This is a genomic window from Dechloromonas sp. TW-R-39-2, assembly GCF_016864195.1.
In the GTDB taxonomy this organism is placed as follows: Bacteria; Pseudomonadota; Gammaproteobacteria; order Burkholderiales; family Rhodocyclaceae; genus Azonexus.
In genome coordinates, this window is the sequence record NZ_CP045202.1 from 1085001 (window position 1) to 1098004 (window position 13004).

Here is a 13004-nt window from a genome sequence, read left to right on the forward strand (position 1 = left end):
GAATTTCCCGCAACGGCTGAAGGTTGCGACGCAGTTGGGATACCGTCCGCTTGAACTGGTGGATTGCTTCAAGTGTCGATGGCTTGGCGTGTGACAAGATATCCATTTCCAGCTGTTCCGCGTGATCGTCCAGTTGTTCGATCACGGCAAAATAGCTGTCGACCACTGCATCAATCAGGGAATAAGCCAGTGTGTCAGCTCCCCCCTTGCGCAGGCTTGAGTGCTCTGTCCGAATCCGTTGGCGGACTGGCTCAAAGGTCCGGGATTGTCGCTCCTGAAAACTGAGGACAAAATCATGCCCGAGTACAAGGCTGATTTGATCCTGCATCAACTCCAGCTTGGGATTTTTTAATTCATATCGGTGCAGAACCAGGTAAAGGTAGTCGTCGTACGCATCGATTTTTTGACGTTGAGCATTGTTCAGAATATCTTCCTGAACGAGTGGATGCAGGTTGAATGTTTGACCGATTTCTTTCAGGTCATCTGCTTTCTGGATGCCGTAAATATTGGCCCAGCGGAGTTTGAACGGGCGCGGGGCCGTCGCGAAATCGTGGCTGCTGCCCAAGGGGCGTTCGGCCAGCCCCTGGTCGTCGTAGTCGATCAGGGTGAAGCTGGTTTCCGGCATCTTGATTTCCCCGATATGAATCAGGGAGCCGGGAGGAAATCCAGCCTTGCTTGAGCGCAGTTTTTTCGGTTTCTTCACTTTCACTGGCCGATGATAAGTTCAATAGCTTGAGCGGCCGCCGCCATACCGAATACCGATGTAACGCAAACGGATGATCCAAACCCGGCGCAGTTGAGTCCGCTAGGGCCTGGTGTCGTTGCGCAACTGTCCGTGCTCTCCGGGTAGCGCAGCGGCTCTGTTGAGAAAATGGCGGGAACGCCAAATTTCTTGCCGCCGGCACGAGGAAAACCATGATCCCGACGCAATCCTGAGCGAACCTTCGCAAGCAAAGGATCCTGAATGGTCTGACTCAGGTCGGCGACTTGAATTTTCGTTGGGTCAGTCTGCCCCCCGGCCGCACCAGCAACGATAATCGATTGCTTGTTGTCCCTGCAAAAGGCGACCATGGCCGTTTTGATGCGGACCTGATCAATGGCATCAATGATGACGGAAAAGTGCGGCAAGAGAATTTGGGCCATGTTCTCAACCGTGACAAAGTCTTCAATGCACGTGACTTTGCATTCAGGGTTGATGGCCTGAATGCGCTCAGCCATGGCGTCGACCTTGGCTTTGCCATAAATGTCGCCGAGTGCATGAATCTGCCGGTTGGTATTCGATTCGGCCACCATGTCGAGGTCGACCACGGTAATCTGCCCGATACCTGTTCTGGCGAGTGCTTCGGCACTCCACGAACCAACGCCGCCAATGCCGACGATGCAGACGTGTGCCTGGCGCAGCCGGTGTGCGCCTTCTTCTCCATACAGTCGTGCCACGCCACCGAAGCGGCGATCATGATCGATCGACATCAAGCTTCGACCGTTTTGCGAATGACTGCGTTGAACGGTGCGATCCATTCCGGCGCAAACTGATTGTCGCAAGCGTTGATTTCCGCGATCGCCCGTAGTACCGAACGATTTTTGCCGCGATGAATGTGTTTGAGCATGACGGCCTCAAAGGCGTCGACGATGGCAATGATTTTGGCGCCGGGACAAATATCATTGGCCGCCAACTTGTTGGGGTAGCCTCCGGCGTCCGGCATTTCATGATGCTGTGCAACCATCTCCGCTGCAGCCTCCCAGCCGGGCATGCGCTGCAACAACCCTGCCGCGTAGCCCGGGTGGTTGCGCAGGGATAGTTTGTCATCTGCAGTCATCTTGCCCATTTTCAGCCAGACTGCTTCAGGCAGGAGCATCATCCCGATGTCGTGGAGATAAACGGCCGCCTCGAGTTGGACCGGGTCAACCGCATCTCCGCCTGCCTTGTTGGTTTCCAGTGCGAGACGAAGAATCCGCATCGTTCGTCCCTTGAAGAGCGGCGAACGACTTTCCAACTGCAAGGCCAGGGAGCGGAAAAAATGCAAATCCGAGGTGGCGTTTTTTTGTTCAGGTTTGGGCGTGGCGACTCGTGGAGCACGGCTTGATATATTGGCAATGACCGGAGGAAAGCCGGTCACTGCTTCAATTAATTCTGCGCAATGAGCGTCAACACTGTCTGCACTCGATAGCGCAAGCTTTTCTAGTCCCTGGATCAGGGCGAGTAGTTGAAGATGATCCACCGACTTGCCCGACAGCAGGGCATCAGTAGCCAGTTCAAGTCGGTCGACGGCAAGCAGGATCAGTTCTGAAAGCAAATCGGAAAACAGAATTTCGCCTTCCCGAAACCGGGCCATCATTGTTTCAATCGGATGGGCAATGGCGACCCCCAACTCGAACTTGCAAAGGGAGGCGTCGCCCTTGATGTTGTGGATGGCCCTGAACAGTTCCGCCGTAATCTCGCGATCTGCTGGCGTCTTTTTGAGGCGTGCTACATTGCGTTCAACTTCCGGTGCGCGATCCGTCAGTACTTCGGCAAACTCCTCAAGCGCATCGCGGTCCTGAACGACCGGTGCAATGATCAAGCGGATATCCATCTCTGCCTCCCTGTTGTTCGATTTTCAGGTGTCGAGTTTATCCCAAAGCGCTGATAAATAAGAGGGTGGAAGCGCCGGCGGCCTTGACTCCCCCCTTCATGGCACCTAAGATTTCGGGCTTCCCAAGAGAATCGCCCTTACTGTGACACTGGAACAGCTTTACGCCCTGATCGGGCCCGACATGAAGTCCGTGGATGCGGTTATCCGCGATCGCCTGCATTCCGATGTGGCACTGGTCAGCCAGGTGTCCGAATACATCATCAACAGCGGCGGCAAACGCATGCGGCCGGCCTTGGTGTTGCTGGCTGCCGGTGCCATGGGTTATCAAGGGACGCGTCATCATGAAATGGCGGCCGTGGTTGAATTCATTCACACGGCCACGCTTTTGCATGACGACGTGGTCGATGAGTCAGCGCTGAGGCGCGGCAGGGATACGGCAAATGCCATGTTCGGCAATGCAGCCAGCGTTCTGGTCGGAGATTTCCTCTATTCGCGCGCATTCCAGATGATGGTCTCGGTGGATAACATGCGCGTCATGCAAGTGCTGTCCGACGCCACGAATGTAATCGCCGAAGGCGAAGTCCTGCAGTTGATGAATTGCCACGACGCAGATGTCGACGAGGCGCGTTACATGCAGGTCATCCATTACAAAACGGCCAAGCTTTTCGAGGCGGCAGCCCAACTGGGCGCCATTTTGGGTCAGGCAACTCCCGAGGTGGAGAAAGCGCTGGCGGCTTATGGCATGCACTTGGGAACAGCCTTCCAGTTGATCGACGATGTGCTCGATTATTCGGGGCAGGAAGCCGATACAGGCAAGCATCTTGGTGATGATCTGGCTGAGGGTAAGCCGACGTTGCCGTTGATTTATGCCATGCAGCATGGTTCACCGCAGCATTCGGCCAATGTTCGCAAGGCGATTGAAGAAGGTGGCCGTGATGATTTCCCGGCTGTTCTCGAAGCGATCCGTGCCAGCGGAGCTTTGGATCATGCCAGGGCACGGGCGCGTCAGGAAGCCGAACTCGCAAGATCATCAATTTTTTGCTTGGGGGCTTCACCTTTTAAGGAAGCTCTGCTACAATTGTCCTCCTTCGCAGTTGAGAGAAATCATTAGATTCTTTCAGTTGCATTCGGAGTGTAGCTCAGCCTGGTAGAGCACTGCGTTCGGGACGCAGGGGTCGCAAGTTCGAATCCTGTCACTCCGACCAATTAGGAACCCACGTAATTCGCAAGAGTTACGTGGGTTTTTCTATTTCCGGTCAGTATTTTGAGATCTTCCTGAAACCTTGGAATTCCAGGGACGGCTCTTTGCGCTGTGATATATTTCAGCGTTTTATGCGGACGGCAATTTTTGTCCGTTTTCGCATGCCGCCGGATTGTTCCGGGAAATAAAACTCAAAGGGCTTTTGCCAGTGAGATCGAACAGGCTGTTTAACCGCTTCGAACAAATTTTCGGGCCAGGGCGATCCCTTTCTGCGCGAATTCTCATGGGGGCAACGACCGCTGTCGGTATCGCACTGCTGCTGGCCACCGCGTATTTTTCAATCGATCAGCGCGCTTCTCTTGAGCGTCTGTTCGAGAAGCAAAGCCAGAATCTGGTCGACTCACTGGGGGCATTTGCCATTGAGCAATTGATCAGTCTGGATTACCCCGCACTTGAGTATGCGATTGCCGTCGCAGGGAAAAAAAACGACAGCATCCTGTTTGTTGAAGTGACTCACCATGGCCAGGGTGTGGCTCGCTTTGGCAATCCCGATGCGGCTGGGCCTGAATTTGTTTCGGAAATCCGCTGGCGGGATAGCGATGCACCTGGTATTGGGAAAATACGGGTTATTTTTTCCAGTCATGATCGGGATGCATTGCAGGCTGCCAGCCTGCGCGATCACCTGATTACCATGCTACTGATCTTCATCGTCATGTGTTTTTCGTTGCGCTGGCTGTTGCGGCGGACGGTGATTGGGCCGATCGAGCATTTGACTTCACGTACCGAACAGGCGATTACCGATGCTTTGCCTGAGCTGGCGCTGGCTTCAAAACCTGTCCCGCGGGCTGTCGATGAAATTCAACTGCTTGATGAGCGCTTCGGCAGCTTGCTGGAGGGATTGAAGCGCCGTGATCTGGCGCGTAGTCAGGCCGAACAGGCTTTGGTTGAACATCAAAACAATCTCGAGCAGCTGGTTGAGGCTCGGACCCACGAGTTGAAACTGGCACAGGAGGAAGCGACCCGCTTGAATCAGGTCAAGAGTGAATTCCTGGCTGCGGCGAGCCACGATTTACGCCAACCTTTGCAAGCAATCAATTTATTCCACAGTGTTCTCAAAGGCACGGGCCTCAATGAAGAGCAGCAGCGCTTGAGTCACTATCTGTCACTTTCGCTGACCTCTTTGGGCGACTTATTGAATGCCCTTCTGGATATTTCAAAGTTGGATGCCGGTCGCATCAAGCCTGTTCCGGATACGATCGATGTCGAGGCTTTATTTCGCCAGATTGATGCTGAATTCAGTTCTCTGGCGCTGGACAAGGGGTTGCGCTTCAAGCTTTATTTCCCCTTTCGGCGGCTGGCTGTTTTTACCGATGCCAAGTTGCTGCTCAGCATGCTCAATAACTTGATTGGGAATGCGCTGAAATACACCGACACAGGCGGGATTCTGGTTGGTATTCGCCGCCGGGGTGATCGTGCGATCATTCAGATCTGGGATACCGGGATTGGTATTTCGGCTGAAAATACCCGAAAAATTTACGATGAGTATTTTCAGATCGGGAACCAGGCACGTGATCGTGCCAAGGGGTTGGGGCTGGGATTGTCGATTGTCAAACGCCTGGCCAAGTTGCTGGGGACAGAGGTGATTTGCCGTTCTCGCCACGGGAAGGGATCGGTTTTCGAATTTGCACTCCCTTTGGCCGACGAGGCTTTGCTGCCCGTTCGGGAGTTGCTGCCCGCAGCGGTTAGCGAGTCTGCCGTCGAGTCCTGCTGGCTCGGGCGTCGGGTTGTGGTGGTCGAGGATGATGCTTTACTGGCGAGTGCGGTTGATATTGCGCTCAGGGCCAAGGGTATTAGCGTTTCTTCCTATGCTTCCGCTGAGCTTGCTTTGTCGGCCAGTGATATTGCTGGCGCAGATATCTACCTTTCTGATTTTCGGCTGCCAGGCATGGATGGTGTCGAGATGTTGAAAACCATTCAGCGACAAGCAATGCATCCCATCAGGGCTGTCATCCTGACTGGCGAAACATTGCCCGAGCGGATCAAGATCGCGGAATCTTCCGGCTGGACCGTGCTTTTCAAGCCGGTCGACTTTCCCCAGTTGTTGTCGGCGCTTGAAGGTCAGCTCAATTAGTTTTTCTGCATGCCCCGAGTCTTGCCGGGTGGTTGCAAAATGCAGAGGATTGGGCGAAGCTGGTGGGCTATCGTCGTATCGCCCATCCTGGTGTAACGCCCTTTCCTGTGTGAGGTTGTAATGAAATACCTGTTCCTTTTTGCGTTTTTGGGCGTGATTTGGTGGGTGTGGAAGAAGCGCAATACACAGCCATCGGACCAGCCGGTTCAAGGGCGGGCTCCTGAACAGATGGTCAATTGTGCCCACTGCGGCGTCTATCTGCCGGCCAGTGAAGCGCTTGTCGACAATGACCGCAGTTTCTGCTGCCAGGCTCACCGTCAGGCCGACGGACGCTGATGTCCGACTGGCTGTCCTCGACCTGGGAGGCCAATTGGCGCTCCTTCCAGTATTTCAACCTGTATCGACTGGTACTCGCCGGCCTGTTCTTTCTGGCTCTGCTGGTGCCCTATGACTGGACTGGCCGACTTCATTTTTCGCCCTCAGCCGCCTTGCTGGCGCTTGATGCAATCTATGCCCTGAGTATCGTCGGTGGCTTGTTGCTGTCGATCCACTGGCAACGGCGCTTCAATTTCCAGCTCTCGATCCAGGTGGCCATCGATGCGGTGGTGGTCAGTTTGTTCATGTATGAGGCGGGAGGCGTCGGGAGCGGTCTCGGCGTCTTGCTGCTGATCTCTCTGGCGGCAGCCAGTTTGGTCGGACGAGGGCGGTTGGTGTTGTTCTATGCCGCGCTGGCCACGCTGGCGGTGTTGTTGACCCAGCTTTACGGGCTTGTCGAGGGGTATTTTGAACTGGCATCCGTTGTCCAGGGAGGATTCCTTTCGGCGGGTTTTTTTGCGACCGCGATTCTGGCGCGCTTGTTGGGACAACGTGTGATGGCTAACGAGGATCTGGCCAGGCGTCGTGGCGAGGCGCTGGAGAATCAGATTCGTATCAGCCGGCGTGTGGTCGAGCGAATGCAGGATGGCGTGTTGATTGTCGGACAGGAGGGCGTGGTCGGGCAGAGTAATCCGGTGGCCGCGAACATGCTGGGGATTGCTCCGGATACGGCGCCAATGCTTGCGGCGCTGGTGCCAGCATTGGCTGAAGCGCTTCAGGCCTGGCTGGTGGGAGGCTCTGACTCCGTCCAGTTTGGCGGAAGCGATGGTTGCGAGTTGCAGGCCCGTTTTGAGCGGACAAGCAGTTCCGATGGCGAGGTGCTCGTTTTCCTCGAAGATGTTGGGCGTATCAAGGCGCGTGCCCAGCAATTGAAATTGGCCTCTCTGGGGCGGTTGACCGCGAGTATTGCCCATGAAATCCGCAATCCGCTGTCGGCCATCGGGCATGCTGGTGAGTTGTTGCGCGAGGAACAGCGCGGCGCCGTGCAAGATCGCCTTTTACGTATTTTGAATGACAATGTGGTTCGCCTGGATCGCATTGTTCAGGATGTCCTGGGTTTGGGGCGCCAGCAGCGTGCGGAGCCGCAAAATCTGGTACTTGAAGAATTTTGTGCCGCTTTTCTCGAGCAGTTTTCAGCGGCGGAAAGTCTGGCGCCCAGTGTTGTCGTTGCCATTTTCGATGAGCCTTTGACCTTGTGCTTTGATCGCTCGCACCTTGATCAGATTCTCTGGAACCTGGTGAGCAACGCCTTGCGGCACTCGAGCCGCGGCGAAGGTGCTGTTCGCCTGCTCACACGGCGCGGTAGCCAGGAAGGGCGGGTAGAATTGCATGTCATCGATGATGGTCCCGGCATCTCTGATTCGGTTCGTGAGCAGATATTCGAGCCTTTTTTCACGACTCACCATGCCGGTACGGGCTTGGGTCTGTTCATCGCGCGCGAGTTGTCGGCCGCCAATGGTGCGACACTTGAACTGGTCGGCACATCGTCCGGCGGCCATTTTATTCTTGCAGGGAGAAATGATTGGTGTCACTTGCCCGAAGTGAGCGACGGTCCGCTGATGCGTTGAACCGGGTTTTGGTGGTTGATGACGAGCCGGATATCCGTGAGCTGATCGATCTGACGCTATTGCGCATGGGCTTGGCTACGGTATGTGTCGGCTCGGTCGGTGAGGCGAAAAAGGCACTCGAATCGGGGGCCTTTAATCTCTGCCTGACCGATATGCGTCTGCCTGATGGCGAGGGGCTGGAAATTGTCCAGCACATTGCCGAGCACCACGGTCGACTGCCGGTTGCCGTGATTACTGCTTTCGGGAGCGCAGAAAATGCAGTCGCGGCACTCAAGGCCGGTGCGTTTGATTACCTGACCAAACCGGTTGGCCTGGATCAGTTGCGGGCCTTGGTCAAATCGGCCCTGCGCCTGCCCGAGGCGGTGCGTGGAGATGATCCGTTGCTTGCCTTGGTGGGCAATTCGCCCTGCATGCAGCACGTCCGGACAATGATCGACAAATTGGCCCGCAGCCAGGCGCCGATCTACATTTCGGGTGAGTCCGGTAGTGGCAAGGAACTGGCCGCTCGCCTGATCCATGCCCGCAGTGCCCGGCATGCCGGGGCCTTTGTCCCGGTCAACTGCGGCGCAATCCCGGAAATGCTGATGGAGAGCGAATTCTTCGGTTATCGCAAGGGCGCGTTCACTGGGGCAGAAACCGACCGTGACGGTTTTTTCCAGGCGGCCAATGGCGGGACGTTGTTTCTTGACGAAGTGGCTGATTTGCCGTTGGCCATGCAGGTCAAGTTGTTGCGCGCCATTCAGGAAAAACGTGTGCGCAAAGTGGGCAACACACTCGAAGAGCCTGTCGATGTCCGCATTGTCTGTGCGACGCACAAAAATCTGCGCGATTGTGTCGACCGGGGTGCTTTCCGCCAGGATCTTTATTACCGCCTGAACGTGATCGAGCTGCGCATGCCTCCTTTGCGCGAGCGAGCCGAAGATATTGCTCCGCTGGTTGCTGCCATTTTGCAGCGGTTGTTCGGTGCAACTCATCCGTTTTTGTCTGCAGCTGCGTTGCGAGCCTTGGAGTTTTATCCGTTCCCGGGAAATGTTCGTGAACTGGAGAATATCCTCGAGCGGGCCACCGCACTTTGCTCGGGAGAGCAAATCGAAGTGGATGATCTTCATCTTGAACCGGAGGATTTGGTTGAAGAGAGTGGCGGGCGAGGCAGTGAGACGCTGGATGCTTATCTGAATCGGCTTGAGCGCCAGGCTATTCTCGAAGCCTTGCAAACAACAGAGGGCAACCGAACGGCGGCTGCCCGTTTGCTCGGTGTGACTTTCCGTTCCATGCGCTACCGCCTGGAACGCTTGGGGATCGAATGAGCGACTGGGCTCCCGGTGGCTGGCTGAGTGGGGTTCGTCACGTTTACTCCCCGAATTTCGGAGAGCGGCCTGATTCCGGGGATGTTTCGCTGATTGTCGTGCATAACATCAGCTTGCCCCCGGATCACTTTGGCGGTCCCTGGGTTGAGCAGTTTTTCACCAATCAGCTTGATCCGCAGGCCCATCCCTATTTTGCTCAAATTGCGCCGTTGCAGGTATCGGCCCATTTTTTTGTCCGACGTGATGGAACTGTGATCCAGTTTGTCGGCTGCGACCAGCGAGCCTGGCATGCCGGCCGGTCAACCTGGTCGGGACGGGAGAATTGCAACGATTTCTCCGTTGGTATCGAGCTTGAAGGCTCCGATTTTCAGGCGTATCCAGCGGAGCAATACGCTGCGCTCGGCGCGTTGATCGAGGCGTTGCGTCAGCGCTATCCAATTACCGAGATTGCCGGGCATTGTCACGTAGCCCCGGAGCGGAAAACCGATCCAGGGCCATTCTTTGATTGGGCCGAGCTTGCCCGGCGCTATCCTGATCTGATCTTACCGGCTGAAATAAGTTTTTAGACGCTGCGCTGCTTCAGCAAGTCGTTCGATCTCTGTCGTGTAGGCGAAGCGGATATGCTTCGCCGGTTCGTGCGAACCAAAATCAAGCCCGGGAGTGGCCGCAACGCCTGCCGTTTCCAGCAGGTCGCGGGCTAGGGCAAAGCTGTCTTCGCATAAGGCGGAACAGTCGCAATACAGATAGAACGCACCTTCCGGGCGAGCTGTAATGCGAAAGCCAATGGCTTCCAGCGCCGGGGCGAGAAAGTCGCGGCGCCGGCGGAATTCGGCACGGCGGGTTTCGAGCAGGGCAATGGTTTCCGGTTCGAATGCAGCCAGTGCGCCGTATTGCGCGGGTGTGGACGGGCAGAGCACCAGGTTCTGCGCCAGTTTTTCGACATCCCTGACATAAGCTTGGGGAATGACCATCCAGCCCAGTCGCCAGCCGGTCATCTGGAAATATTTCGAAAAACTGTTGATTACCCAGATATCGTCCCCCGCGGCACAGGCGGTAGGTGCATCGCCTTCATAGGTCAGCCCGTGATAAATCTCGTCCACCAGAAAGTGCCCTTTTTGCTCCCGGCAGACAGCGGCAAGGGCTTCGATTTCGGAGCGCGTCAACAGGGTGCCGGTCGGGTTGGCCGGTGAGGCGACGAGCAGGCCGCGTGTCGCGGTCGACCAGTGTTTACGGAGCAATTCCGGCGTCGGCTGGAAATTGTTTTCAGGGCCAACCGGGATATTGCGCGGTCGACCTTCGTAGGCTCGCAAAATATGCCGGTTGCACGGGTAGCCAGGGTCTGTCAGCAGCCATTCGCTGCCCGGGTCGGCCAGACAGGCAAATGCAAGGTTTAATGCGCCGGATGCGCCATTGGTGACGGCGATTCTGGAGGCTGGCACATCGGCCCCGTAGCGTTCACGGTAGAAGCCGGAAATCGCTTCGCGCAACTCGGGCAGGCCGAGCGCCTGGGTGTACAGGGTGCGGCCTTGTTCAATCGCAGCCACGGCGGCGCGGGCAATCGGTTCGGGCGTCGGAAAGTCGGGTTCGCCGACTTCCATGTGAATGATGTCGCGACCTTCGGCTTCCAGTTGTCGAGCCCGGGTCAGTAGTTCGACCACGTGGAACGGGGAAATGTCGGCCAGGCGTTGGGCTGGGCGGTACATGCGATTCTCCAAAACAAACGGCCACCCGCAGGTGGCCGTTAGCTTAAATCAGGCGTTCAATCAAACTGCGTCTTTGAACAGGGCCATTTCGAACAGCTCGCGCTTGAGGGTGAACTCGCGCGGCAGTTTTTCGCCCATCTTGTCGAACCATTCCTTGTGGCCAGCCAGCTCGGAGCGCCATGCATCGGCATCGATCGTGGTCAGCGCATCGAATTCACCCTTGGAAATGTTGATGCCGGTCCAGTCGATGTCCTCAAACTTCGGCATCCAGCCCAGAGCGGTTTCCTTGGCTGCAACGGTGCCCTTGCAACGCTGAACGATCCACTTCAGGACGCGCATGTTGTCGCCGAAGCCCGGCCACATGAAGTTGCCATCGGCATCCATGCGGAACCAGTTAACACAGAAAATCTTCGGCGTGGCATCGACGGTCTTGCCCATCTTCAGCCAGTGGTTGAAGTAATCGCCCATGTGGTAGCCGCAGAAGGGCAGCATGGCGAATGGGTCGCGACGCACGACACCCTGCTGGCCGAAAGCGGCAGCCGTGGTTTCGGAACCGAGCGTGGCGGCCATGTAAACGCCGTAGTTCCAGTTGAAAGCCTGGTACACGAGCGGCACGGTGGTGGCGCGGCGGCCGCCGAAAATGAAGGCAGAAATCGGCACACCGGCGGGATCTTCCCAGGCTTCGTCAACCGACGGGCACTGATTGGCCGGAGCGGTGAAGCGGGAGTTGGCGTGGGCGGCCTTCTTGCCGGCCTTGCCATCTTCCGGCGTCCAGTCATTGCCTTGCCAGTCGATCAGGTGAGCCGGTGCTTCCTTGGTCAGGCCTTCCCACCACACATCGCCGTCGTCGGTCAGTGCGACGTTGGTGAAGATGATGTTTTCCTTGAGGGTGGCCAAGGCGTTGAAGTTGGTCTTTTCGCTGGTGCCCGGAGCGACGCCGAAGAAACCGGCTTCCGGGTTGATGGCGTAGAAGCGGGTAACACCATCCTTGTCCTGGCGCGGCTTGATCCAGGCAATGTCGTCGCCGATGGTGGTGATCTTCCAGCCGTCCAGGGTCTTCGGCGGGATCAGCATGGCGAAGTTGGTCTTGCCGCAGGCCGACGGGAAGGCGGCAGCGACGTAGGACTTTTCTCCTTCCGGCGATTCGACGCCGAGGATCAGCATGTGTTCGGCCAGCCAGCCTTGTTCGCGTGCCATGTTGGAGGCGATGCGCAGGGCGAAGCACTTCTTGCCGAGTAGGGCGTTGCCGCCGTAGCCGGAACCGTAGGACCAGATTTCGCGGGTTTCCGGGTAGTGCACGATGTATTTGACGGTCGGGTTGCACGGCCACTTGCTGTCTTGCTGGCCCGGCTCAAGCGGGGCGCCGACAGTGTGGATGCAGGGCACGAATTCGCCATCGGTACCGAGCACGTCGAAAACGGCCTTGCCCATGCGGGTCATCGTGCGCATGTTGGTGACGACGTAGGCGGAGTCGGTGATTTCGAAACCGATGTGGGCGATCGGCGAACCGAGCGGGCCCATCGAGAACGGGATGACGTACATCGTACGGCCCTTCATGCAGCCCTTGAACAGACCGTTCAGGGTTTCGCGCATGACGGCAGGCTCTTCCCAGTTATTGGTCGGGCCGGCGTCTTCTTTCTTGGCGGAGCAGATGTAAGTGCGGTCTTCGACACGGGCGACGTCGGACGGATCGGAGAAAGCCAGGTAGGAATTCGGGCGCTTGGCTTCGTTGAGCTTGATCAGGGTGCCGGCCTCTACCATTTCGGCACACAGGCGGTCATACTCTTCCTGCGATCCATCGGCCCAGTGAATACGGTCAGGCTGGGTCAGTGCAGCAATGTCTGCAACCCATTTCTTCAGGGCTTCATGTTTGACGTAGTCAGGTGCATTCAGCGGTGCGGTCATGGCGGTGTCTCTCTCTAAGTTACTGAAATAGCTAAGTTTCACGCCAGTCGCCGGGAGCTGCCACCAAGACTTAGAGCGGCGAGGGGCCGTCGGCTGGGAAGCCCGTAATTATGCATCAAGTCAGGGTAAACATCTACTTGACTTTACACTTCTAAGTGATATCCGGGGGTGGAAATGGCAAAAAGGCATGATATTATGTTCCGCGATTCGAAATCACGTTTCACAATATAAAACGGAGGTA

General features: G+C 56.6%; 11 protein-coding genes and 1 tRNA gene (1 of these 12 only partly in view). 7 read left to right on the forward strand and 5 right to left on the reverse strand.

Features of this window, described 5'->3' with window-relative positions:
* The 3 genes in view from corA to GBK02_RS05325 are tightly spaced (at most 2 nt apart) and all read right to left on the reverse strand, a layout consistent with a single transcriptional unit that may run on beyond the window.
* Window positions 1–703, reverse strand: the 5' portion of a protein-coding gene (gene corA / locus GBK02_RS05315) for a magnesium/cobalt transporter CorA (protein WP_203468704.1). Its footprint begins 362 nt before the window's first position; the window shows 703 of its 1065 coding nt (coding positions 1–703); the start codon lies at window positions 701–703; its stop codon lies beyond the left edge, outside the window.
* Between the two features lie 2 nt (window positions 704–705).
* Window positions 706–1470: a tRNA cyclic N6-threonylcarbamoyladenosine(37) synthase TcdA gene (tcdA, locus tag GBK02_RS05320; RefSeq protein WP_203468705.1), complete on the reverse strand. Its 765-nt coding sequence runs from the start codon at window positions 1468–1470 to the stop codon at window positions 706–708.
* On the reverse strand, window positions 1470–2573 hold the full coding sequence (locus GBK02_RS05325) for an HD domain-containing phosphohydrolase (protein WP_203468706.1): 1104 nt from the start codon (window positions 2571–2573) through the stop codon (window positions 1470–1472). The genes tcdA and GBK02_RS05325 overlap by 1 nt, the downstream gene beginning before the upstream one ends.
* A gap of 142 nt (window positions 2574–2715) precedes the next feature.
* Here GBK02_RS05325 and ispB point away from each other — a divergent pair, with 142 nt between their 5' ends.
* From ispB to ampD, 7 genes are all read left to right on the forward strand, one after another.
* Window positions 2716–3684 carry an octaprenyl diphosphate synthase gene (gene ispB, locus GBK02_RS05330; protein WP_203468707.1) on the forward strand — a complete coding sequence of 323 codons (969 nt, stop codon included), beginning with the start codon at window positions 2716–2718 and terminating at the stop codon, window positions 3682–3684.
* Between the two features lie 17 nt (window positions 3685–3701).
* Window positions 3702–3778: transfer RNA gene (locus GBK02_RS05335), tRNA-Pro, on the forward strand.
* Between the two features lie 279 nt (window positions 3779–4057).
* Window positions 4058–5905: an ATP-binding protein gene (locus tag GBK02_RS05340; protein ID WP_203468708.1), complete on the forward strand. Its 1848-nt coding sequence runs from the start codon at window positions 4058–4060 to the stop codon at window positions 5903–5905.
* 120 nt (window positions 5906–6025) lie between these two features.
* Window positions 6026–6241: a PP0621 family protein gene (locus tag GBK02_RS05345; protein WP_203468709.1), complete on the forward strand. Its 216-nt coding sequence runs from the start codon at window positions 6026–6028 to the stop codon at window positions 6239–6241.
* A complete protein-coding gene (locus GBK02_RS05350; protein ID WP_203468710.1) occupies window positions 6241–7848 on the forward strand; it encodes a nitrogen regulation protein NR(II) in 1608 nt (535 codons plus the stop codon). The genes GBK02_RS05345 and GBK02_RS05350 overlap by 1 nt, the downstream gene beginning before the upstream one ends.
* Window positions 7806–9155 (forward strand): sigma-54 dependent transcriptional regulator, encoded by a 1350-nt coding sequence (locus GBK02_RS05355; protein WP_203468711.1) that lies wholly within the window; start codon window positions 7806–7808, stop codon window positions 9153–9155. Before GBK02_RS05350 ends, GBK02_RS05355 begins: the two co-directional genes overlap by 43 nt.
* A complete protein-coding gene (ampD, locus tag GBK02_RS05360) occupies window positions 9152–9721 on the forward strand; it encodes a 1,6-anhydro-N-acetylmuramyl-L-alanine amidase AmpD (protein ID WP_203468712.1) in 570 nt (189 codons plus the stop codon). The genes GBK02_RS05355 and ampD overlap by 4 nt, the downstream gene beginning before the upstream one ends.
* Here the strand turns inward: ampD and GBK02_RS05365 are convergent.
* Together GBK02_RS05365 and GBK02_RS05370 are read right to left on the reverse strand one after the other, a co-directional pair.
* Complete coding sequence (locus tag GBK02_RS05365; protein WP_203468713.1) at window positions 9698–10858, reverse strand: pyridoxal phosphate-dependent aminotransferase; 1161 nt, start codon at window positions 10856–10858, stop codon at window positions 9698–9700. The two genes, ampD and GBK02_RS05365, sit on opposite strands and share 24 nt — an antisense overlap.
* A 60-nt stretch (window positions 10859–10918) precedes the next feature.
* Window positions 10919–12763: a phosphoenolpyruvate carboxykinase (GTP) gene (locus GBK02_RS05370; RefSeq protein WP_203468714.1), complete on the reverse strand. Its 1845-nt coding sequence runs from the start codon at window positions 12761–12763 to the stop codon at window positions 10919–10921.
* Between the last annotated feature and the right edge of the window lie 241 nt (window positions 12764–13004).

Bases quoted from the DNA above. Each gene is read 5' to 3' on its own strand.
- tcdA (WP_203468705.1), bottom strand. From the start codon at position 1,470: ATGTCGATCGATCATGATCGCCGCTTCGGTGGCGTGGCACGACTGTAT.
- GBK02_RS05325 (WP_203468706.1), bottom strand. From the start codon at position 2,573: ATGGATATCCGCTTGATCATTGCACCGGTCGTTCAGGACCGCGATGCG.
- GBK02_RS05340 (WP_203468708.1), top strand. From the start codon at position 4,058: ATGGGGGCAACGACCGCTGTCGGTATCGCACTGCTGCTGGCCACCGCG.
- GBK02_RS05345 (WP_203468709.1), top strand. From the start codon at position 6,026: ATGAAATACCTGTTCCTTTTTGCGTTTTTGGGCGTGATTTGGTGGGTG.
- GBK02_RS05350 (WP_203468710.1), top strand. From the start codon at position 6,241: ATGTCCGACTGGCTGTCCTCGACCTGGGAGGCCAATTGGCGCTCCTTC.
- ampD (WP_203468712.1), top strand. From the start codon at position 9,152: ATGAGCGACTGGGCTCCCGGTGGCTGGCTGAGTGGGGTTCGTCACGTT.
- GBK02_RS05365 (WP_203468713.1), bottom strand. From the start codon at position 10,858: ATGTACCGCCCAGCCCAACGCCTGGCCGACATTTCCCCGTTCCACGTG.
- GBK02_RS05370 (WP_203468714.1), bottom strand. From the start codon at position 12,763: ATGACCGCACCGCTGAATGCACCTGACTACGTCAAACATGAAGCCCTG.